This is a genomic window from Limosilactobacillus viscerum (assembly GCF_947387525.1).
Taxonomy (GTDB): Bacteria; Bacillota; Bacilli; order Lactobacillales; family Lactobacillaceae; genus Limosilactobacillus; species Limosilactobacillus viscerum.
Genome location: NZ_CANDNW010000030.1, coordinates 1 through 20893, shown reverse-complemented (window position 1 = coordinate 20893; position 20893 = coordinate 1). Strand labels below are relative to the sequence as shown.

Below are 20893 nucleotides of genomic sequence, written 5' to 3'. Positions count from 1 at the left end.
GATGTATCGCAAGGAACGTCCTTCATTATGAAGCGTTTCAATGACAACACGGTTCTGGAATGATAAAATAGTGGTGCTCATCAAGGTCCTTCTTTCTAATGGATTGTGTGGTAACACCATTAAAGACCTTGATGGGTTTTTCTGTCCACTTAAATGTTCAACTTAAATTTTACAATCTGCCAAATTTAAAACAAAATAAGCACCGATGTTAAATCCATCAGTACTTAAAATTGTAGAACCGGAATTTGACACGGGCTGTTCTTTTATTATTCTAGTTGATGGCAAAGGATGAGTTAGGGAGGGCGAGCAGGATGCGAGCCCGATAATCAAAGAAGTTACAGAAACCATAAGCAGTAAATGACTTTGATCCTTGCTAGTCCTTTCGTATAGTTATCATACATAGAGTTGGTGATAATCTCGTCTTGATTACTGCGGAGAATACGTGGAATTGTGGAAGTCGGCAGGTAATATGGACGCTAGATCTCAGCATTTTGAATTTCGTGAAGCCACATTATTTTTAAGCATTAATTGGCAGCAACGCAGGCAATGAAAATGATAAGACTAGATAAGATGAATAATTACTTTACTACCTTGGCTTTCAATCATATCTATGAAATGGGCAGTATCATTAATCCCAAGTGTAGTTCGAGTAGAATAATCTATGAAAGATAGTCTTTCCTTTAATGAAAAGGAGGCGAGATAGAATTGATTCTTTTCTTGCCTCCTAGATCTTATTGATTAACCGTGAATTGAGGTGAGAGGGGAACCAAGCCCGGCAAATACCGGACTTAGTTTCCCTCCTTATTTTTTAAAAGAAAGTTTGTTGTGATCTTGATCTTAATATAACCAGATAGACATCTTTATTAGTTTTTGCTAGAATACCTGGTTAAATATTCATTTAACGGGAAGTGAAGCCGATGCACAAAAAAATAACTAATTTTCGTTATGCCTTTATAACTAGTATCCCGGTCCTGTTTGGCTATGTCATATTGGGAATGGGCTATGGCCTCTATATGCATAATTTAGGCTTTTCTTTCTGGTATCCAACCCTGATGGCGATGACAATTTATGGCGGGTCAGTTGAATTTCTAATCGCCAACCTTTTATTACAGCATTTTAACCCCGTCAATGTATTGTTGCTAACGGCGGTCCTGGGCTTTCGGCAGTTCTTCTATGGGATTTCAATGCTCACTAAATATCCGCATCATGGCTGGCGGAAGTGGGTGCTCCTGTTTGGAATGAGTGATGAAACCTTCGTCCTCAACTACTACACCAAGATTCCGCACGGTTGTGATAAGGATGTTGTAAGAACGTGGATCACCGTCCTTGATTATTTCTACTGGGCACTTGGCGCATTCCTTGGTGGCTACCTGGGTGGTGTACTGCACTTACAAATAAGGGGCCTTGACTTTGTAATGACCGCCCTTTTCCTTGTTCTAACAGTTGAACAAGTATTAAAGGAAAAGAATCACCTGAGTTCGATCAGTGGCTTTTTAATTACTCTCGTCTCCCTGTTATTTGTGGGACAGTCATACTTTATGGTAGTGGCCCTGCTCCTATTAGTACTTGAATTTTATCTTATCTACCGGCGGGGAGGGATAAAGCATGACCTTAATTGAACGAGTACTTACAATCGCTATTGCCGCCGTTACTAACTTCTTAACCCGGTGGCTACCATTTGTAATTTTTACTAATCGCAAAGAGGGACAACAGAGTGTGGTCCCCTTCGTTAAGGAGCTCGGTGACTTCCTGCCGCCGGCCATTATGATGATGCTGGTTGTTTATTGTTACCGAAACTTGAACTTATTTAACCTGAACCACAGTATTCCCGAAATCTTAGCTGGAATTATCACTGTTATTATTCATCTCTGGCGGCGGAGCATGTTCCTGTCATTAATTGCTGGAACACTGTCTTATATTTTATTATTGAATTTTGTTTTTTAACCCTGAACAGTAACTGATAATCGTTTTATAATTAATTTGCCCACTATTGAATGAGCGCTTAGCAAGCGGTAAAATATAAAATGCATTATTAGGTTATTATTTCTGGGAGGATTAATTATGAAATTTAACTATAAAAAGCAACTTGCTGCAGCTTTTATGACTGCGGTTTTAGCTGCCCCATTGATGGCTACAACAGTTGCAACGGCTAACAATAATGCTAGTGGTTCACCTGAAGAACAAGCTGATATTACTAACTGGATTGCTAACACACCACAACAAGTTTCCAATAACATGGCAATGCAACACATTGACATGAACAACTTGAATGGTACTCGTTACATCATCCAATGGGGTGACACCCTGTCTAGCATCTCTGCAGCTACTGGTATTTCAGTTGCTAAGTTATGTTACGACAACAATATTCAAAACGCTAACCTAATTTATGCTGGTGACGTATTGATCTTGAACCGTGACGGCGATGTTCCAGCAGGTTACGTTCCGAACGTTAACCCTTACGCCGTTGCCCAAACTAAGGTAACGATTAACAATGGTCCACAAAACGTTAAGATTACCGTAATGCCACAAAAGGTTGTTAAGACCTACAACAAGTACGTTGACAATTCAACGACGAACAACGATAACTCAACCACTAATAATGCATTCACTGCACCAAATGACTCCAGCAGCTCAACTACTGAGGGCAATGGTGACCAATCTGATAATAGTAGTGAAGGCAGTTCTGAAGCAAAGACCTCAACTAAGAATACTACTACTTCAAGTCACAGCAAGAAGCACAGTAGCTCTGTAACTGCTTCTGACCTGGTAAGTGGCCTTGAAGGTGCTCAAGATAGTGACTCTAAGTTGTCATTTGAAGAGGGTGACGGTGGCGATGATGCCGAATTAGTATCTGTAGACTCCAAGGCAATCTTAAAGGATGCCAAGAAGGGTGACTACGATGCTGCCTTAGAAGAAATCGAAAAAGGTCTTGGTGACAAGGCGGATAAGGATGCTACTGTTTACATCGAATTAGATGACGGCGACTTAAGCGTCTACGTAAGCACCAATGATGATGATAGCAGCAGTGAAGATAGCAACAAGGATGACGACGACAACGACAGCAGTAGCCAAGATCAAGACCAAGACAATGATGACGACAGCAACAACCAGGCTACTAATGATAACCAAGACACTGACACCAATGATGATGACAATGATTTCTAATCGAGGCTAAATGATGCAAAAGAAAAATAAGATTATTATTTCTGTTATTGTCGCAATCGTTGTAATTTTTGGTGGTTTCTACATTTATGCTAGCCACTCAGTTGCCCGTCATGTGCCAGGGCATGTTTACCAATACACTTCAGTATCTGGTAACCAGAATGCTTACATGACCTTTGCTAAGAGTGGCGATGAAGTAGTCGTTACGCCAAGCAAGAGCAAGGCACTGAAGGCTAACAATAGTGATAGTGACTTCCAGGATGTTTACCAAAGCAATTCTAATTCCGGTAAGTGGAATTACGAAGCTAAGGGTAGCCGGCTAACGCTTTCCAAGACGCAGGACGGCAAGGTTTCATTGTGGCAATACAACCATGTTTTGTCATATGGTAAGAAGATCCATTCCGGGAGCTTTACTTACCAAATTGCCAACGCTGGTCAAGGTGTTGACCACAAGGCAACCAACTTTAAGCAAATTCGTTAATTAATAAAAATCACCTACTCTTTATATACGGAAGTAGGTGATTTTTTTACTTTTTATTCGGCTATTCGCCGTAATTCTTTTTCAGCAAGTGGAAATTCCGTGAAGCCGTCTGCGTCCAGGAAGTGGCCACCTGTCTCCTGGACAATTAATTTGGCGCCGAGCTGGTGGGCAACCGCTACGCTTCCCTTATACGGGGCGATTGGATCATTCTTAGCGGTAATCACTGTCGCCTTGCTGACCTTTGGTACAACTTGCTGGTAGTCAACCGCCGGTGTCACAAACGGGTCAAGTGATGAGTAGGCCGGTAGTGGCTGGTCGAATGCACCAACCAGCAGTAATCGTGCGTCTTTTAACTGGTGCCGTTCAATAAAACGAATCGCGCTGATGCATCCCAGGCTGTGGGCCACTAAAACAAGTCCATCTTCAACGGGAACCTGTTTATCGATGGCATTCGCCCATTCTTGTGGCAGTGGGTCATAAGGGTTCGGCAGCCAAATTCGGTCGAGCTCAATTGCCGGCTTAACCGCTGCTTCTAACCAGGGAAACCAGTCATCGTCCCGGGTTGAGGTGCCGTGAATCAAGTACGCTTTTTTCGTCATAGCAATCCCTCCTTTTGCCAAAAATTATAGCAATAAAGAGACCGGGAAGAAACTTTTGCTCCCTCCCGGTTTCTAACTTTCTTATTTTAATTTACCACGTGCGCCCGGCCCGCCAGCAGGGGTTCGGCAAGGTTGGTCCGGAACCACTGGGTCAGTGGACCCATGAAAAGGGCAGTGATGACGGTCCCAACACCAAGCGTGACGTTGAAGATAAAACCAACCAGGACGCAGACACTATCCGTGATAATCCGGCAGTACTTAAATGGGAGTAGCTTGTATTTATACGCGGCAATCAACGCCAGGGCATCATAGGCAGAAACGCCGAGGTCCGCGGTAAAGTAAAGTGCCGCCGAAAGACAGGTGAAGACAATGGCAGTAATCATCAGTCCACTGCGGACAAAGAGGTCGGGGTGGGGAAAGACGGAATCAAGGAAACCATGCATTAAATCAGCCATTACCCCAGTTAAGAAGAGGTTAAAGATCGTCGCAATTCCGATATAGTGCTTCCGCAGGATGAACACCAGGGCGAGCAGCGTCCCCGTTAAAATTAGGTAAAAGGTTGAATAAGTTGAGCTAAAAATATTGGCAATTCCTGTCACAAAGCAGGTAAATGGATCGACTCCCAGGTTAGCCTTTTGCAACATCCCCACGCAAAAGCCACACAGAATAACGCCAAAAAGAGCCATTGAAACACGCCGCGCTTGATACATGGTTCCACCTCCGCAAAATATGAATGCGCTTACATACAATCATAGACATTGTAACGCAGCTTTTAGTAAAATTACATAAGTAAAGGCAGTAAAAAAGCCAACTTGCGCCGAAAAATTTCATTTTGCGTAAGCTGGCCTTTATTTATTTCAACCGGGGTAAGTGAATAAAAGCAATAAATTTCTTAAATGGAACCGCCTGGAGAACCGTTGTCAGGAGAATCAATAGTGAACCCAGAACAGCGTCCCAGGTGAGCTTGGTTCCCAGCAAGGTCACCGCAAGCACGGTTGCCACCAGCGGCTCAAACGCGGACAGTATCCCCGTGGCGGCTGGTGAAATGTAACGGATGCTTTGGAGAAAAAGGGTATAGGAAAACATTGTTCCCCCGATGACAACGTAGGCTACCAGGACCCACGCAAAAGCAGACAGGTGTGGCGTCGGGATAATGAACAAGGATGGTAAAAGGAGGATGCCAGAGATCAGCATTGCTAAACCACAGACAACTAATGCATCAAATTTTGCCAGTAATGGGCGTGGCAGTAAAGTATATAACGCTGCCGCGGTCGCGCACCAGACGCCCCAGAAGAGGGCTAACGGTGTTAAGGTTAGCTGGTTGAAGTGACCACCCGTCGCAAGGAAAAAGGTCCCAATTAACGCAATTAGGATACTAAAGCAGTCAATCCGCCGCGGCCACCGGTGGGTAGAAAGGGCCAGCCAGAGGATGATGAACACCGGCTGGAGGTACTGGATAACCGTTGCCGTGGGGGCATTGCTGTACTTGATTGCCAGAAAGTAGGACAACTGGGAATTCATCATCCCCAGGATTGCAAATAGGGCTAGCAGTTTCAGGTTGGCCTTGTCAGTGACTACTTTCTTAACCTGCTGCGGAGCCTTAATTACACTCCAGATCGTTAACAGCGCTCCAGCAACCAGTAGTCGGAGAGCAACAAACCAGGTATTTGAGATGTTCGTGGTGGAAAAAAGGTACTGGGCACTGGCACCGGAGATTCCCCATAGCGATGCCCCGCCGGCTGCTAGCAAGACGCCCTTAGTTTGCTTGCTCATTATGATCGTCTCCTCACTTAATAATCGTTAAATCAATATAACATTTTTCGTCAGTCAGATAAACTTACCGGCGCTTTGAAGTATAATTAAAGCGGATTGGATGTTTAGTGATAATGAAGGAGTGAGGATGATGCAATCGGTTAAAATCGGTGGGACTAATTGGACGGCGTCAAACGTGGCCCTTGGGATTATGCGAATGGGAACCCTGTCTGTCGACGCCTGTGCCAAGGCAATTCAAGCGGCCCACGAAGCTGGTATTAACTTTTTTGATTCAGCTGATATTTACGGTAACGATCCCCAATTAGGTCGTGGCTCTTCGGAAATTCATTTTGGTCAAGCCCTTAAGCAGAGTGGGCTCTCCCGGGATGACTTTTATTTCCAGTCAAAGGGTGGTCTGTACGCGAACAGTGACAATAAAATCACCCGCTATGACTCCTCAAAGGAACAACTGCTTAAGTCGGTTGACGGGATCCTTGAACGGACGGGGTTAGACTACCTTGATTCATTCGTGATCCACCGGCCAGACGCACTGATGGAGCCGGATGAGGTGGCCGCGGCATTTGATGAATTGCAAGCCAGCGGTAAGGTGCGCCACTTTGGCGTATCCAACTTCAACCCGGCACAGATTGCCCTGCTTCAGTCTGCCTTCGACCAGCGATTACTGGTTGACCAGGTTCAGTTTGGCCTGAAGCACACGGGGATGCTTGACTTCGGCTTCCACACTAACATGACCGGTGCCAGATCCGTCGACCATGATGGTGGCCTGCTTGAGTACGTTCGCCTGCACAAGATGACGATTCAGACCTGGTCGCCATTCCAGTACGGAACCTTTGCGGGGACCTTCATTAATAATGACCAGTTCCCAGAACTTAACCAGGAACTGGCTAAGCTGGCAGACAAGTACCAGGTCAGCAAGAACGCCATTGCGGTGGCCTGGATCCTTCGTCACCCGGCCCACATGCAAGTCTTAATTGGGACAATGAACCCTGACCATATTGCCGATAGTGCGGCTGGCAGTGACATCACCTTAACAAAGCAGGAGTGGTACGACCTCTACCTCGCTGCTGGAAACGAGTTGCCGTAATATGGATACGAAAAGAGATTACTTTGAAGTTTACACCGCCCTCAGCAACTGGTTGACACGGTACCCGCGGTTGATTACTTTACTGCGGCTATTTAACCGTTTCGTGGTGGTGGTAATGTACGTGGCCTACCTTGCGACCCTCCTCGGAATTATCTGGCTGCACCGGTCTTCTGTTGTTGACGCGGTGAAGGCGGTCTACCCCTTTATCCTGGTGCCCGGTGTGGGGTTTGTCCTCCTAACCTGGGGGCGGAACTACCTTAGCGCACCACGGCCGTATGAGGAGTGGGAAATTGCTCCGTTGATCCCACGGGAAAAGCAGGGTGATTCGTTGCCGAGTCGCCATGTCTTTTCGGCCACCGTCATCAGCCTGGTTGTTTGGCGGGTTGCCTGGCCAGCCGGGATTGCCCTTCTTGTTTTAACGGTCCTTTTGGCACTTGCCCGGGTAATTGGTGGCGTCCACTACCCACGTGATGTTGTTGCCGGAATCCTGTGTGGTTTAATCTGCGGGGCCTGCCTGTGGTTGTTTTAAAATATAGTGCGATATCGCTGTAACATTTGGAAGGGGACCGGGAAGAAACATTGGCTTCATCCCAGTCTCCTTTTTTTGAAAGGAATATCAATGGAAAAGCAAGAAGTAATCAAAAATGCAATCTTAAATGGCCTTTATAGCCAGCAGTATCCTGGCCACGAATTGCTGACGCCACAGCTGTTAAGCAACAACCAGGACGGCACAATCTGGCAGGTTATCCAGGACGAGCTGCAAAATTGCCAGCACTTCACCTGGGCAGTGGCCTTTATTACCGCCGACATGCTGGTGCCGCTGAAGGCAGTTTTAGCCGACCTCGCCGACCAGGGGGTGTCGGGGACAATTCTGACAAGTGATTATCTTGGCTTCAACAACCCACGGGTCTTTGCTGAGCTGCTGAAGATCCCCAACCTTACCGTCCGGATTGTTGACCTGGCCGGCTTCCATGCCAAGGGTTACCTCTTTGACCATGGTGATTATGAAACCGCGGTAGTGGGGAGCGCCAACTTTACCCGGTCCGCACTTTTGCAAAACGTTGAGTGGTCACTGAAGGTTAGTTCGTTGACCGACGCAAATTTGACGAAGCAGCTCCATGACCGGCTAGTAGCCTTGGTCGAACATAGTCAGCCACTATCACAAACGTGGCTAGCAGACTACCAACGTCGCTGGCAGGCACCTGCCCGGCCGGTAATGCAGCCGTCCACCAAGGTTGTTCCCAACCAAATGCAGCGGTCCGCATTACGTGAACTGAAGGGCCTGGTTGATTCCGGTGCCCACCGCGGCCTGGTTGTTTCGGCAACCGGGACCGGTAAAACTTACCTAGGTGCCTTTGCGGTCAAGGATTTCCGGCCCCACCGCTTCCTTTACGTGGTGCATCGTGAACAGATCGCTAAGAAGTCGCTCCGTAGTTTCCACCGGGTAATCGGCGGTCCTGCTAGTGACTTCGGCCTGCTTTCCGGCAACCAGCACGATTGGGATGCCAAGTACCTCTTTGCGACCGTTCAAACATTGAGTCAGGCAGATACGCTGGAGCGCCTTGCACCGGCCAGCTTTGACTACATTTTGATTGATGAGGCACACCGGGCCACGGCGCCGAGTTACGAGCGGGTATTTGACCACTTTACGCCCCAGTTCTGGCTGGGAATGACTGCGACGCCGGAGCGGATGGACAAGCAGGATGTTTACGCTTTGTTTGACTACCACTTGGCGTATGAAATCAGGCTGAAGGAGGCGCTAGCAGCGGATATGCTGGCGCCATTCCACTATGTCGGGATTACGGACTATGAACAGGATGGTGAGGTAATCACTGAGACCAGTAAACTCCGCTACCTCGTGGCCGACCAGCGGGTTCACTATATTTTGTCCCAGCTCGACTACTACGGCTATTGTGGGGACCAGGCGCGGGGGTTAGTCTTCTGCTCTCGTCAAGCCGAGGCCCGGGAACTGGCGGAGAAATTTACTGTTGCCGGCCACCCAGCCGTGGCATTAACCAATGAGGACTCAGCCGCTCGCCGGCAAAGGGTAGTAGCCCAGCTAGAAAAAGGGAAGATCGAGTATATCGTCACCGTTGACCTCTTCAATGAAGGGGTTGATATCCCGTCCTTAAACCAAATCGTGATGCTCCGGAACACCCAGTCATCGGTTGTCTTTATCCAACAGTTGGGCCGGGGCTTGCGGAAGTATCCAGGGAAGGACTACGTAACGGTCCTCGACTTTATCGGCAACTACCAGAACAATTTTCTGATCCCACTAGCATTAAACCAGGATACGAGCCGGCAGGTTGACCGGGCCCGGCAAGAGGTGCGGCTCCCGCAAGCAATTGGGGTGTCGACGATTAACTTCCGCCGGGTGGCCGCTGAGCGAATTCTTGCGTCATTAGCAGCGGTCAAGCTGGACTCGATGAAGGAACTTCGGTCGGCTTACCAAGACCTTCACCAACGCCTGGGCCGGGTACCGCTGTTATTTGACTTTTACCGCTATGGTTCAGTTTCACCATTAGTATTTGCGGCTAATGGGCGGCTGGATAACTATGGTGAATTCCTGCTTAAAATGGGCGAGCACGTTACGCTGACCAAGTACGAGAGTGCCGTCCTGTCATTTGTGACGAAGGAATTGTTAAATGGCAAGCGACCACATGAATTGGTCCTGCTGAAGCAATTACTGGTGGCCGACCAGCACCGGTGCAGCCAAGAAGAGTTGCTAACCGCACTGAAAAAAGATGGTGCCTATGTCACGCCGGAAGTCCTCCATTCAATTGACCAGGTCCTTAGCTTGGCCTTCTTTGATGTTAAGGCTGGAAAGAAAACGCGGCGGGAGATTTATGGCGGCCGGCCCCTGGTTAGACATGCGGGGCTGGTTGACTACCAGCTTGATCCCCAGCTGAGTGCGGCACTTGACAAAAATGATGACTTTGCCCGCCTTTTCAAGGATGCGGTTAAGACAGGGCTAACTATCAGTGCTGACTACGATACCAGCCAGCAGTTTACTATGTACCAACAATATGACCGGAAAGATGTTTGCCGGTTGCTGAACTGGCCGCTCGATGTTAGTGCGCCGATGTATGGCTACCGGGTAGGTGAAAAGGAGTGCCCGATTTTCATCACCTACCGCAAGGAGGACGACCAGCAGCGGAACGCCATTTATGATAATCAGTTGCAAAATGGCCAGTTACTTCGCTGGTATACCCGGAGTCCCCGCCATCTTTCATCGCCCGAGGTTCAACGCTTGTTAGCCACGGACGGTGGTCGACCACTGATTAAGCTCCACCTCTTTGTTAAGCGCAGTGATGCGGTTGGCAAGGAATTCTATTACCTTGGGCCCGCAAAAATTATGCCGGGGACCGTTAAAGAAGAACGCCTCGGTAGCAAGAAAAAAGCGGCGGTGGGGATGGACCTCCAACTCCAACGGCCACTGTCAATTCGGATGCGCCGCCTTTTATTTGAAGACTAGATAGAGCAAGTAGCAAAATCTACTTGCTTTTTTGATTGGTTGCTTATATACTTAGTTACACAAGTAATTAACCAACCAACTAGTGAGGAGGTGCTTCCTTGCAATTTCAATTTGATGAATCAACACCGCTGTACCAACAGATTGCAGCCCAGCTTGAAGAGATGATCTTCACTGGCGGCTTTGGCGAGGGCGACCAGATCCCGTCCACGACTCAGCTATCAGCCCAGCTGCATATCAACCCGGCGACCGTCCTCAAGGGGATGAATATCCTGGTTGATAAGGGCCTGGTTGAAAAACGCCGGGGTCGGGGAATGTTTGTTACGGCAGGTGCACAGGAGAAGATTATGCAGGCACGGAAAGAAAGTTTTTATAACGACTATGTAAAGAGCCTCTTGGTAGAGGCCCATAAGCTGGGAATTAAGAAGGAACACTTATTAGAATTAATTGAACGGGGGGAGAACGATGGAACAATTACGCGTTGATCACCTTAGCAAAAAGTATGGCCGCCGGGTCGTGCTGGACGACATTTCATTTCAGCTGGCGCCAGGCAAGATTTACGGTTTGCTCGGCCGGAATGGTGCGGGAAAGTCGACCCTGCTCAATATTATTACTGGCCGGATCCTACCTTCATCCGGAAGTGTCTACCTGGGCGACCAGGAGAGTAGAAATGATGACCGGGTGATTGGCCATTTTTACCTGATGAGTGAAGCTAACCTCTACCCGAAGCGGACAACGATTCGGCGGATGTTTGACTTGGCAGATGGTTCTTATGGTGAATTTGACTACCAGAATGCTGAGCGCCAACTAAAGGCTTTTGGAATTACGGCATATGACCACTTAAGCGACCTGTCAACTGGGTTGCAAACCGTCGCTAAACTGGTGGTAGCACTGAATGTTAATGCTAGTTACGTTTTCCTTGATGAACCGGTGCTGGGACTCGATGCCAACCACCGGGAGTTGTTCTACAAGGAGCTGATTAAAACCTACCAGAATAAGCAGCGGACCTTTGTTCTTTCGACCCACCTGATTGATGAAATCCAGCAGCTGGTTGAACACGTGCTGGTGCTTGATGACCACCGGATTATTGAAGAGGGTGACGTTGATGAGATGCTGGGGCGGGCTTACGCAATTAGTGGTCCTGCGAAGGATGTTGACCAATACGTTGACGGCTTACGGGTGTTAGATAGTGAGCAGTTGGGTAATACCAAGACGGCGTATGTTTATGACCACCTTGATGACCAGCGGGTGATCCCGGACCGGGTCAAGGTAGGACACTACGACTTACAGCACTTATTTATTTACTTAACGAACGGGGGTGGCACGAATGAGTAACCAAAAGTTGAAATTAGTAACGACGAACGTTTTCCACCGCTTGGGGATGGCGACCTTGATTGCAGTTGGCTGGGTAATCGGGATTGAGGTCCTGATCACGCTTGGCGGACTGATTATGAACCATAATTTGGCATCATTCACTGTTACATTGCGGGGGATTCCAGCAACGCTAGCATTTTTCATTAACTGTATTTTATGCTGCTACTTTATTGGGACACCATACGCGGACTTTAAGTGGGCAATCCAAAACGGAATTTCCCGGAAGACAATGTGGCAGGGGCGGCTCTTGGCACTTTGCTTGTCAACACTGGCAGTCTTTGTCCTAGATGAGTTGTTGTCATTAGTTGACCATCCGGTAATGTCATTGCGGACCCTGGTGGTGAACTTCATTGTCTTGCTGACTTTCGTGCTAACCTGCCAGGCAATTGGAAATGGCTTTGGCCTGTTGAGCCGGCGGTGGAAGTGGATTGTCGGGATCGGGATTCCGGTGATTTGCGGGATCTTGCTAACGGGACTTGTCCGGCTAATGTTTGACTTGAGTAGTGAGGTTACGGCACTGTTTGAAAATAAACAGTTTATTGCTGCAATGGATGCCTTATTCGGTAACCCGGTTACGCCATGGGTGATTTGGTTCATCTATTTTGTGATCGTGCTTGCCTTAACGAAGGTCTTCAATGACCACCTGCAATTACGGCGGGATTAGATATAGTTGCCTTTTACGGCCTTCAGTGTTTAGTATGCTGAGGGCTTTTTGTTTTTAACTAGCAACTTACATGCATCATACCGATACGGTATAATAAGAATTACTGATTTACTTAAAGACAAATTATTGAGATAGAAGACTACCATTAAAAGAGAGGGGCTGATTGCTATGCTGCACCGTGAAAATAGAATAACGACATCCCATACGAGTTCGGCGGCGGACCTGCTTAAAGAGGTAATGGAATACTATGACATTACGCAAGCCGACCTTGCCGACCGAATTGGTGTTAGTCAAAAGAATGTTTCTGACATTCTTAACCGTAAGCGTTTCTTGACCGAAGTGCTGGCGTTACGGATTGAAAAGGTAATGGGTATTTCAAGTCAGCTATTGCTCTCACTTGATTCCAACTATAAGCTCAACCGTGCCAAAAAGGACGATCACTTTGCACAGCCAAATAATAACTCCCCACTGTTTCTCAAAAAATATAGCTGGGTAACTGCCTAGTTAAACGAAAAGGAGCGAGCCAGAAGTCATTGACTTCAAGCTCGTTCCTCTTATTTTTAAAGTAGTGCTGACAAATTTAACACAGTAATCAATGTCACCAGCAGGTAGCAAACCACTGTCTGCCAATGCTTATTAGCATGAACCCCCATCAAATCCCGGTTGCTGGTAATTGCCACCAGCGGGAAGAGGGTAAACGGCAAAGCAATGCTCAGTACCACTTGGGCATAGATAATCAGTTGTTCAAATTGTGTTTCATTAAACCGAATTAAGAAACCGATAATCAGGATCGGGACCAAGGTCACAAACCGGGTCAATAGCCGCCGCTTCCACAGTGGCAACCGGATATTGATGTAGCCCTCCATCACGATCTGTCCAGCCAACGTCGACGTGATCGACGAAATCAACCCCGTGATGAGCAGTGCGAACGCAAAGAGCCAACTCATCAGCGGGCTTGCCAGTGGCCCAACAATTCCTGGATTCTTTAATCCATAGAAGACATCTTGCAGGCTCGCCAGGTTGCCATGGTGGAAGAATAGCGTTCCGCCGAGGATAAGCAATAATGCATTGACGACCAGTGCTGCTACTAGGTGGACAACCGAATCCCAATTAGCAAACTTCAGTGTTTCCGTTACTTGCTTAGGGTCATGCTCGTCATACCGCCGGCTTTGCGCCAGGGATGAGTGCAGGTAAATGTTATGGGGCATGATTGTGGCCCCGATAATCCCCAGGCTTAAAATCAGCTCCGAGTGGTTAGTCAAAATTGATACGTGAGGGGTGAACCCTTCCATGATCCGTGCAAATGCGGGGTGGGCCCGGCAGACTTCCACCGCAAAGATTACGCCGACCACTAGAATAGCAAAGAGAACAATAAATTCAATGCGCCGGATTCCGAAACGGAGGAAGAGCAGGACAATCAAAACATCGGCAATTGTTAGCAGGACACCAGCAACCAGCGGCAACCCAAAGAGCAGCTTCAACGCTACAGCAGTCCCGACCACCCCTGTTAAGTCAGTCGCCATCATCGCTAACTCGTTTAAGATCCAGAGGGTGATCCGAACAGGCTTATTAACCCGGCTGGCAATTGCCTGCGCCAGGTCGGTTCGGGTAACCACGCCGAGTTTGATTGACAGTGACTGCATGACCATTGCAATTAGTATGGACGAGAATAAAACCACCAGGAGTTGGTAACCGTACCGGCTCCCACCGGAAAGTGATGTCAGCCAGTTACCGGGGTCCATGTAGCCAACTGCAACGAGGGCACCAGGACCACTGTACGCCAGGAATTTTTGCCAGAAGGCGGACTCATAGACGGTCGGCACCTTGACGCTACCATTAATTTCATCAAGACTTTTCTTTTTCATCAGTCGCTAACCTGCTCCTTAACAAACCGGGCAAGGAATTCGGCGAACTCTGGCCGATCATTTAAGGCTGGCACTAGGTCTAATTCCTCGCCACCATTTTCCCGGAAAGCCTGGTAATTCTGCACGCCATCTTCTTCGAGAGTTTCCAGGCAGTCAGTAACAAACGATGGCGCCGCAATCAGGATGTTGCGGTGGCCTAGTTGTGCTTCCTGAAGCAGCGTGTTCTTTAGGTATGGCTTTAGCCAGGGCATCGGGCCAAACTTTGACTGGTAGACCATTTTAACCTTATCTTCGGGAATACTGAGCCGCTGACGAAGGGCGTTCGTTGTCGCCTCCGTTTGCTCCTGGTAAGGGTCACCGTGCTTAACCATTGAGACGGGGATCCCGTGGTAGGAAATCAATAAGCGGTCGTATTGCTTATTGTCCCAGGACGCTTGAATTTGTTTAGCCAAAACATCCAAGTAGCCGTCTTCACTACCAAAGCGGTCGATGACATTGATCGATGGGTCAACCGCCCGTACCTGGTCGATAATTGACTGGGTAGTGCTCTGGGTGAAGTGCGGGAAGAGCGACAGGACCGTAATTTTTTCATCCTGCGCCTGCATCTCCTTGAGCTTAGCCGCAATTGCTGGCTGTTCGTAGGTCATGGCGAGCTGGACATCCCAGTCCGGCAGTAGGCTTTGAACGCGGTTGGTTAGTCGTTCTGAATTAACAATCAGTGGCGAACCGTCTTTTGTCCAGATATCGCGGTAAAAGGTGGCTGACCGCCAGGACCGCATTGGGAGGATGAACCCTTTCAGAATCGGTTGCCAAAGCACCCGCGGCATAGTGACTACATTCTGGTCGCCAAGGAAAACACTGAGGTAGTGCTTAACCGCCGGAGTGGTAGGCTCGCTCGGTGAACCGAGGTTAACTAGTAATAATCCATTTTTCATGTTAAAAGCACCTTCCTTTAGCCGAGGGTATGTTGCCAAATAATGCCAATTACCGTGAAGACCAGCTCACTAATTAAGATCAGTTGGAGGTCAATCAAGACACTGAAGAAGGTTGTCGCTTTATCCGGTGCAGCGGTAAATTCGGCCGTCTTCTTGTAGACTGGCGGGATGGTAAGGAGGCTACCTAGCGTCCAGAGGGGAAGATAGCGCATGGCAACGGCTAGGACAATAAAGACGTAGCTGAGGACGTAGCAGGCAACCAGTACCTGGAGCGACTTTTGCCGGCCAATATGGTAAACCAGCGTCCGTTTGCCGATTACCACGTCTTCCTTGACGTCACAGATGTTGTTGCCAAGCATGACATTACTGATAACGAGGATAGCAGGCAGCGCAACTACCAGTCCCTTTAGCCAGAAGTAAGCATCAAAGTTTGGCAGGTTGTAAATATTGATGAAGATGGCCAGCAAGGTGATGTTGTAGCCCATCGTGATTCCCGAAGCTGGTTCACCAAATGGCGTCTTCAAAATAGGGTGGTGCCCACCAGAATAGGCATAGCCGACGATAAAGCTAAGAACACCGATTAAGAGAAGAATCCAGCCGCTCTTGATGGTGAGGTAGATCCCGATTATTGCTGCTAGGACGGTCAGACTGCCGATAATCAGTCGTGCCCAGGACATGCTGATTTTAAACTTGGCGATGATGTTGTTATGACTGTTGGCGGCGCCATTTTGGTTAAAGCGCCGGTAGTCGGTATACTGGTTGTGGCCGTTAACGGCGAGGTGAAAACTGACCACGGCGATGAAGAGCAGGATGGTATCCCCAAGGTTAAAGTGATCATAGTAGAAGTAAGCAAATGCACAGCCCATTAGGTAGGGGAGTGCGGAAATAACAGTCGTTTGCGCCTGTACTAGGGCGTTAAATTGTTGACGATGGTTTGGAATATCCATACTTAAGCAAATTCTCCTTTAATTACGCATTTTACGGGCTTTAAGGGCCCACAGGATTGATACAGTATCGATTACTTCTTGAAGCATGGCACCGATGAACGCGGGAATAATCCCGGTACTGGCAATTAACATTAGGATCACACAGATAGCGATCCCAATGAGGACAGCTTGTTTAGCAATTTTAATGGTGTCTTTAGAAACGGCAACGGCCTTGGCAACCTTGGACAGGTCGTCCTTGAGGATTACGACGTCGGCGGTTTCACTGGCGGCAGTTGAACCATTAGCTCCCATAGCGATCCCAACTTCCGCGGTTGCGAGGGACGGCGCATCATTAACCCCGTCTCCAACCATGAATAATGGATGCAAGTCGTGGGGAATCAACTTGAGCGCCGCAATCTTATCTTGTGGCAGAAGGTCGGCTTTCACGTTGGTGATCCCCACGGCTTTCGCAACCTGTTGGGCAATTAACCGTTGGTCGCCGGTAAGCATCACTAGGTTGTTAACCCCAAGTTCTTTGAGGGTGGCCATGGTTTGCGCAGCTTCTGGTCGAACATGGTCAGTGAAGGTAATTGCACCATAGTATTGGCCATCAACGCTGACGTAAATAGCGGTGGTTTTGAGAGCCACCATTGTTTCTTTAGGCGCCGCAAAGTTAAGTTTGCCGACCTTGACCTGTGATTCCTCAATTGTGGCGGTAATCCCCCGGCCGGTTTCCTCACTCAAGTTGGCTACGGGTGCCAATGAAATCTCGTTGTCCGTTGCGTATTTGAGGAGGGAGCGGGCCAGAATGTGGGATGAATTTTGTTCGGCACTGGCGGCTAAGTGGAGGAGCCGTTCCGTGGTCACTTCGGCAGCAGGGATTACCTGGGCGACGGTTAAGTGACCATTAGTGATGGTTCCCGTTTTATCAAAGGCACCGGTCCGGGCACCAGCGAGCTTTTCAAGTACGCTCCCGGTCTTTACAACAATCCCGTTCCGCGAAGCACGGCTCATCCCCGAGACCATCGCAACCGGTGCGGCTAGAATTAGCGGACATGGTGAGGCAACGACGAGCACTTCGGCAAAGCGCCGTGGGTCCTTGGAAATCCACCAGGCTAAAAGTGAAATTACGATAGCTGCGACGGTAAACGGCACCGCATACCGATCGGCCATCCGGACAAAGTGGGCAGGGGTGCTTTCGGCTTCCTTGACGAGTTTTACCAACTGCTGGTACTGGCTGTCCTTAGCCAGTTTGGTCACTTTAACTGTCACGGCCTCGTCACCGTTGAGGGAACCTGACATGACTTCACTACCAACGTTCTTGGCAACGGGCCGGGCCTCACCAGTTAACGAAGATTCATCAAATTCGCTATGTCCTTCGCTAATGATCCCGTCAACAGGCACGAGCTCTCCTGGTTTGACGACGACATGGTCGCCAACTTGGACGTCATCAACTGCTACATCCTTGCTGCCGGAAGCGGTAAGAACGTGGGCCAGGCGGGGTGAATTGTCAAGGAGGGCCTTTAATTCTGTGTTGGCCTTTTTGGCAGCATAGTCTTCTAGGGCGTCACCACCGGTAAGCATCACCAGGATAACCATGGCTGCCCAGTATTCACTGACGGCAAGGGTGGCGACCACAGCAAGAATTGCCAGGAGGTCAACCCCGTATTTACCAGATTTAAGTGTTTTAACCATCCCGATAAACATCGTTTGGGCGATGAGCGCACCGACGACGGTAACGAGGACTTGGGCAAGGAGCGGGTAGTGGAGACCATACTGGAGCACCAGTGCGACGGCGGCAATGGCCAGGATCAGCCCTAACTTCTGCTTGTTCGAAAGACGTTGCATAATCGTTACTTCCCCTTCGTTTAGTTATTACTTCCTATTATAAGTTACTTATTAATTTATATATATAGGGGGTGCAAGTAAAAAAGGGAATGGCAGCGGATTATGCTGTCGTTCCCTAGAATAACGATTAGTATGTTGGTTCAATTTTAACGGCACGTTGAGCGGACAAGTCAGCGTCAGGATATTTGTTGGCAAGTGCCGTGATTAGCATCCGCTTAGCCAGTTCCCCGTTCCGGTCTAAGACAGTGTGCATGTTAGTGCAGAAAGTATTCTTGTAGATAGCACCTTCCGTGTCGTCATCATGGTTGTTACCAGTTCCTTCGATGACCTTACCCAGAGCCTCTTCGTTGTCACCCAAGAAGGTAACGAGGTCGTGGTTTTCGTGGCCGTGGAAGTCGATTCCCCACTTGGTCTTGATTACCAGATCGTTTTGGATTGGTTCGCCATCTGCTGGCAATTCACTGTGGTGTGAAAGGAGGCCGGCACCGGCAACTTTTTGATCGTGTTGGTCGATGTAGGATTGGCCGAGCAGCTGGTAACCTTCACCGACAGCTAGCATTGGCTTGCCAGCTTCGATGAACTTTTGCAATTCATCATGCTTGCTTGGGATGTCTTCCAAGGCGATGGATTGCTCAAACTTTTGCCCGGCACCGATAACGATCAGGTCGTAGTCGGCAGCTTTGAAGTCGTCTTCCACACTGATTACCTTACTGGTAACATCCGTATCGAGCAATTGACCATAATACTTGAGGGCCATGATATTCCCAAGGTCACCATAAGTGTTTAAGAGGTTGCCGTACAGGTGGGCAAGTTGTAGTTGATATTCAGCCATTATTCCATCCCCCCATCAATGTACTTTTGTTCCGCCAGGGCCTTCCGCAGTTGCCGCATAGCAGTGTAGCAGGTAACCACGTAGAGACGCTTGGTTGGGATTTCTTGAATCCGGTCAATTAACTTGGCTGGGTCTGGTTCGACCTTGACGTCGTTGAAGCCACCGAACTTGAAGCGGGTAGCGGCGTCCTTGTAATTAGAAGCACCGACCATGTAGTAAGGAATGTCGTGTTCCTTCAAAGTTTCAAAGTTACAATCCCAAATCCAGGAAGTGTCTTCACCATCGGCAGGCAGGGCCGTCAACAGGAAGGCAAAGGAGAATGGGTCCTTGTCGGTCTTGATCATGTCAAGGACGGTATCAACACCAATTTGGTTCTTGACCATGATGATGACCATTTCCTTGTCGCCAATTTGGACCTTTTCTTGCCGGCCGAAGATTTCGGGGCTCTTTTCGAAGGCGGCCTTGATGTCGGCCTTTTCGACGCCCATGAAGCGGGACAGGGAGTAGGCGGCGAGGGCATTGTAGATGTTGTAAGAACCGCCAACTGGAATCGTAAATTGGTAGTCGTCGAACTTAACAACGGAATCTTCAGAAGTCATCTCGTCAACGGCAGTTACCTTGTAGTCCAGGGATGGACGCTTGTGACCACAGTTAGGGCAGAAGTAGGCGCCGAGGCCACCATAGGTAATGAAACCATAGTGGATGATGTGGTGACACTTAGGACAAACTACCCCGTCAGTGTTGGATGGAGCTTCTAAGTCGCCCATTGGTTGGTCATCAAAGCCGTACCATACCCGTGGGTTAGGCAGGTCAACGGAATTGAAGATCGGGTCATCAGCATTAGCGATGATGGTGGCTTTTGGTACCATCCGTACCCCTTCTAACATCCGGTCCCAGGTGGCGTACAGTTCGCTGTAACGGTCAAGTTGGTCACGGAAGAGGTTGGTGAAAACAAAGGCCTTGGGTTTGAAGTACTTAACGATCCGGACGATGTTGGCTTCATCGACTTCCAGGACGGCCAGGCCCTTCTTCTTCGGCTTAGGCGCGGACACGAAAATCGTGGCGATCCCGCGCTTCATATTCGAACCGGTCGGGTTGTAGAGTACGTCCGGGTACTTTTGCTTGAGCGCTTGAACGGCCAGGGCGGTCGCGGTAGTTTTACCATTCGTGCCACCGATAATCACGAAGTCGTAGCGGTCTTTGTAGTGGTAAAGAATGTCTGGGTCAATTTTAAGCGCCAGGAGGCCGGGGAGGGAGCTTCCACGGTTAAAAACGTCGTGGAGGACAGAGTAGGATAAGTGGCCGACCCCTGCCGCAATTGAGCTTTTGAAAGACATGTTGATAATTCCTTTCTGATCCAATCATGGATTTAGTTAAAACGAGCTAAATAAGAAATGCTCTTGAATATTATATGAAGATTTGTTGAATTTGCAAAGGATTTATTTGCGGCCCTTGCCCAGTTATAGCAAGTATTTTACCGTTGAAATGATAAAGAAGGATTTAGAATCTAAGGAGGACGAGGCCCAATCCTTTGTTGCTGCTTAGGCTGAAAATGATTGTACGTTAAATGAAGGATAATGCATTTAGCTGAAACTTATATATAATAGGTAGGAAAAATTTATTAAGTGGATTTGACGATTATAGGTAACGGGGATGCTCATTTATATAACATACGCGTGGTGCTAGTGAAACTTTTCTAGACAATACTCCATATTAGATGCTAAAATTGCCACTTCTAACCGTTCTTGAAAGCTTGCTAAACTTCGCGCACGATTATTTTCGGCATTATAGTATTTTAATAAGGCAGATTGTAAAATATAAGTTGAACATTTAAGTGGACAAGAAAACCCATAAAGGTCTTTAATGGTGTTACCACAA

The 20893-nt window shown here is 48.3% G+C and carries 21 protein-coding genes and 1 pseudogene; 11 read left to right on the top strand and 11 right to left on the bottom strand.

What is annotated here, in order from left to right; all coding sequences use genetic code 11:
* The coding region (locus QOS07_RS07955; RefSeq protein WP_283588435.1) for a helix-turn-helix domain-containing protein at positions 1-81 on the bottom strand (81 nt) is incomplete at its 3' end.
* A gap of 836 nt (positions 82-917) precedes the next feature.
* Here QOS07_RS07955 and QOS07_RS07950 point away from each other — a divergent pair.
* The 4 genes from QOS07_RS07950 to QOS07_RS07935 all read left to right on the top strand — a co-directional run bounded on the left by QOS07_RS07950 (position 918) and on the right by QOS07_RS07935 (position 3643).
* Positions 918-1619: an AzlC family ABC transporter permease gene (locus QOS07_RS07950; RefSeq protein WP_283588434.1), complete on the top strand. Its 702-nt coding sequence runs from the start codon at positions 918-920 to the stop codon at positions 1617-1619.
* Positions 1606-1944: a branched-chain amino acid transporter permease gene (locus QOS07_RS07945; RefSeq protein ID WP_283588433.1), complete on the top strand. Its 339-nt coding sequence runs from the start codon at positions 1606-1608 to the stop codon at positions 1942-1944. The genes QOS07_RS07950 and QOS07_RS07945 overlap by 14 nt, the downstream gene beginning before the upstream one ends.
* A 117-nt stretch (positions 1945-2061) precedes the next feature.
* Positions 2062-3165: a LysM peptidoglycan-binding domain-containing protein gene (locus QOS07_RS07940; RefSeq protein WP_283588432.1), complete on the top strand. Its 1104-nt coding sequence runs from the start codon at positions 2062-2064 to the stop codon at positions 3163-3165.
* A gap of 13 nt (positions 3166-3178) precedes the next feature.
* Positions 3179-3643 (top strand): hypothetical protein, encoded by a 465-nt coding sequence (locus tag QOS07_RS07935; RefSeq protein WP_283588431.1) that lies wholly within the window; start codon positions 3179-3181, stop codon positions 3641-3643.
* A 53-nt stretch (positions 3644-3696) separates the two neighbouring features.
* Here the strand turns inward: QOS07_RS07935 and QOS07_RS07930 are convergent, their stop codons facing one another.
* The 3 genes from QOS07_RS07930 to QOS07_RS07920 form a co-directional block, all read right to left on the bottom strand.
* Entirely contained in the window at positions 3697-4242 is a 546-nt protein-coding gene (locus QOS07_RS07930; protein WP_283588430.1) for an RBBP9/YdeN family alpha/beta hydrolase, read from the bottom strand.
* A gap of 86 nt (positions 4243-4328) precedes the next feature.
* Positions 4329-4952, bottom strand: a complete 624-nt coding sequence (locus QOS07_RS07925) for a YczE/YyaS/YitT family protein (RefSeq protein ID WP_283588429.1) — start codon at positions 4950-4952, stop codon at positions 4329-4331.
* Between the two features lie 142 nt (positions 4953-5094).
* Positions 5095-6015: a DMT family transporter gene (locus QOS07_RS07920; protein WP_283588428.1), complete on the bottom strand. Its 921-nt coding sequence runs from the start codon at positions 6013-6015 to the stop codon at positions 5095-5097.
* Between the two features lie 130 nt (positions 6016-6145).
* On the opposite strand from QOS07_RS07920, the gene QOS07_RS07915 reads away from it, so the two are divergent.
* From QOS07_RS07915 to QOS07_RS07885, 7 genes are all read left to right on the top strand, one after another.
* The gene (locus QOS07_RS07915) at positions 6146-7099 is read left to right on the top strand and encodes an aldo/keto reductase (RefSeq protein WP_283588427.1); all 954 of its coding nucleotides are present in this window, start codon (positions 6146-6148) and stop codon (positions 7097-7099) included.
* 1 nt (position 7100) lies between these two features.
* Entirely contained in the window at positions 7101-7628 is a 528-nt protein-coding gene (locus tag QOS07_RS07910) for a phosphatase PAP2 family protein (protein WP_283588426.1), read from the top strand.
* A 90-nt stretch (positions 7629-7718) separates the two neighbouring features.
* On the top strand, positions 7719-10574 hold the full coding sequence (locus QOS07_RS07905) for a DEAD/DEAH box helicase (RefSeq protein ID WP_283588425.1): 2856 nt from the start codon (positions 7719-7721) through the stop codon (positions 10572-10574).
* 98 nt (positions 10575-10672) lie between these two features.
* A complete protein-coding gene (locus tag QOS07_RS07900) occupies positions 10673-11056 on the top strand; it encodes a GntR family transcriptional regulator (RefSeq protein ID WP_283588424.1) in 384 nt (127 codons plus the stop codon).
* Positions 11037-11906: an ATP-binding cassette domain-containing protein gene (locus tag QOS07_RS07895; RefSeq protein WP_283588423.1), complete on the top strand. Its 870-nt coding sequence runs from the start codon at positions 11037-11039 to the stop codon at positions 11904-11906. Before QOS07_RS07900 ends, QOS07_RS07895 begins: the two co-directional genes overlap by 20 nt.
* Positions 11899-12609 carry a hypothetical protein gene (locus QOS07_RS07890; protein WP_283588422.1) on the top strand — a complete coding sequence of 237 codons (711 nt, stop codon included), beginning with the start codon at positions 11899-11901 and terminating at the stop codon, positions 12607-12609. Before QOS07_RS07895 ends, QOS07_RS07890 begins: the two co-directional genes overlap by 8 nt.
* A gap of 168 nt (positions 12610-12777) precedes the next feature.
* Positions 12778-13113 (top strand): HigA family addiction module antitoxin, encoded by a 336-nt coding sequence (locus QOS07_RS07885; protein WP_283588421.1) that lies wholly within the window; start codon positions 12778-12780, stop codon positions 13111-13113.
* A 56-nt stretch (positions 13114-13169) separates the two neighbouring features.
* Here QOS07_RS07885 and QOS07_RS07880 read toward each other — a convergent pair whose 3' ends face one another.
* The 7 genes and pseudogenes from QOS07_RS07880 to QOS07_RS07850 form a co-directional block, all read right to left on the bottom strand.
* On the bottom strand, positions 13170-14474 hold the full coding sequence (locus QOS07_RS07880; protein ID WP_283588420.1) for an Nramp family divalent metal transporter: 1305 nt from the start codon (positions 14472-14474) through the stop codon (positions 13170-13172).
* Complete coding sequence (gene hemH, locus QOS07_RS07875) at positions 14474-15409, bottom strand: ferrochelatase (RefSeq protein WP_283588419.1); 936 nt, start codon at positions 15407-15409, stop codon at positions 14474-14476. The genes QOS07_RS07880 and hemH overlap by 1 nt, the downstream gene beginning before the upstream one ends.
* A gap of 17 nt (positions 15410-15426) precedes the next feature.
* Positions 15427-16356: a prenyltransferase gene (locus tag QOS07_RS07870; RefSeq protein ID WP_283588418.1), complete on the bottom strand. Its 930-nt coding sequence runs from the start codon at positions 16354-16356 to the stop codon at positions 15427-15429.
* 18 nt (positions 16357-16374) lie between these two features.
* Complete coding sequence (locus tag QOS07_RS07865) at positions 16375-18183, bottom strand: heavy metal translocating P-type ATPase (protein ID WP_283588417.1); 1809 nt, start codon at positions 18181-18183, stop codon at positions 16375-16377.
* A gap of 127 nt (positions 18184-18310) precedes the next feature.
* The gene (locus QOS07_RS07860) at positions 18311-19015 is read right to left on the bottom strand and encodes a type 1 glutamine amidotransferase (protein ID WP_283588416.1); all 705 of its coding nucleotides are present in this window, start codon (positions 19013-19015) and stop codon (positions 18311-18313) included.
* Positions 19015-20352: a Mur ligase family protein gene (locus tag QOS07_RS07855; RefSeq protein WP_283588415.1), complete on the bottom strand. Its 1338-nt coding sequence runs from the start codon at positions 20350-20352 to the stop codon at positions 19015-19017. Before QOS07_RS07855 ends, QOS07_RS07860 begins: the two co-directional genes overlap by 1 nt.
* Before the next feature lie 345 nt (positions 20353-20697).
* Positions 20698-20893, bottom strand: a pseudogene (locus QOS07_RS07850) (hypothetical protein); the annotation flags it as partial.

Coding starts and splice junctions, on each gene's coding strand:
- QOS07_RS07950 (WP_283588434.1), top strand. CDS start 918: ATGCACAAAAAAATAACTAATTTTCGTTATGCCTTTATAACTAGTATC.
- QOS07_RS07945 (WP_283588433.1), top strand. CDS start 1,606: ATGACCTTAATTGAACGAGTACTTACAATCGCTATTGCCGCCGTTACT.
- QOS07_RS07940 (WP_283588432.1), top strand. CDS start 2,062: ATGAAATTTAACTATAAAAAGCAACTTGCTGCAGCTTTTATGACTGCG.
- QOS07_RS07935 (WP_283588431.1), top strand. CDS start 3,179: ATGCAAAAGAAAAATAAGATTATTATTTCTGTTATTGTCGCAATCGTT.
- QOS07_RS07930 (WP_283588430.1), bottom strand. CDS start 4,242: ATGACGAAAAAAGCGTACTTGATTCACGGCACCTCAACCCGGGACGAT.
- QOS07_RS07925 (WP_283588429.1), bottom strand. CDS start 4,952: ATGTATCAAGCGCGGCGTGTTTCAATGGCTCTTTTTGGCGTTATTCTG.
- QOS07_RS07920 (WP_283588428.1), bottom strand. CDS start 6,015: ATGAGCAAGCAAACTAAGGGCGTCTTGCTAGCAGCCGGCGGGGCATCG.
- QOS07_RS07915 (WP_283588427.1), top strand. CDS start 6,146: ATGCAATCGGTTAAAATCGGTGGGACTAATTGGACGGCGTCAAACGTG.
- QOS07_RS07910 (WP_283588426.1), top strand. CDS start 7,101: ATGGATACGAAAAGAGATTACTTTGAAGTTTACACCGCCCTCAGCAAC.
- QOS07_RS07905 (WP_283588425.1), top strand. CDS start 7,719: ATGGAAAAGCAAGAAGTAATCAAAAATGCAATCTTAAATGGCCTTTAT.
- QOS07_RS07895 (WP_283588423.1), top strand. CDS start 11,037: ATGGAACAATTACGCGTTGATCACCTTAGCAAAAAGTATGGCCGCCGG.
- QOS07_RS07890 (WP_283588422.1), top strand. CDS start 11,899: ATGAGTAACCAAAAGTTGAAATTAGTAACGACGAACGTTTTCCACCGC.
- QOS07_RS07885 (WP_283588421.1), top strand. CDS start 12,778: ATGCTGCACCGTGAAAATAGAATAACGACATCCCATACGAGTTCGGCG.
- QOS07_RS07880 (WP_283588420.1), bottom strand. CDS start 14,474: ATGAAAAAGAAAAGTCTTGATGAAATTAATGGTAGCGTCAAGGTGCCG.
- hemH (WP_283588419.1), bottom strand. CDS start 15,409: ATGAAAAATGGATTATTACTAGTTAACCTCGGTTCACCGAGCGAGCCT.
- QOS07_RS07870 (WP_283588418.1), bottom strand. CDS start 16,356: ATGGATATTCCAAACCATCGTCAACAATTTAACGCCCTAGTACAGGCG.
- QOS07_RS07865 (WP_283588417.1), bottom strand. CDS start 18,183: ATGCAACGTCTTTCGAACAAGCAGAAGTTAGGGCTGATCCTGGCCATT.
- QOS07_RS07860 (WP_283588416.1), bottom strand. CDS start 19,015: ATGGCTGAATATCAACTACAACTTGCCCACCTGTACGGCAACCTCTTA.
- QOS07_RS07855 (WP_283588415.1), bottom strand. CDS start 20,352: ATGTCTTTCAAAAGCTCAATTGCGGCAGGGGTCGGCCACTTATCCTAC.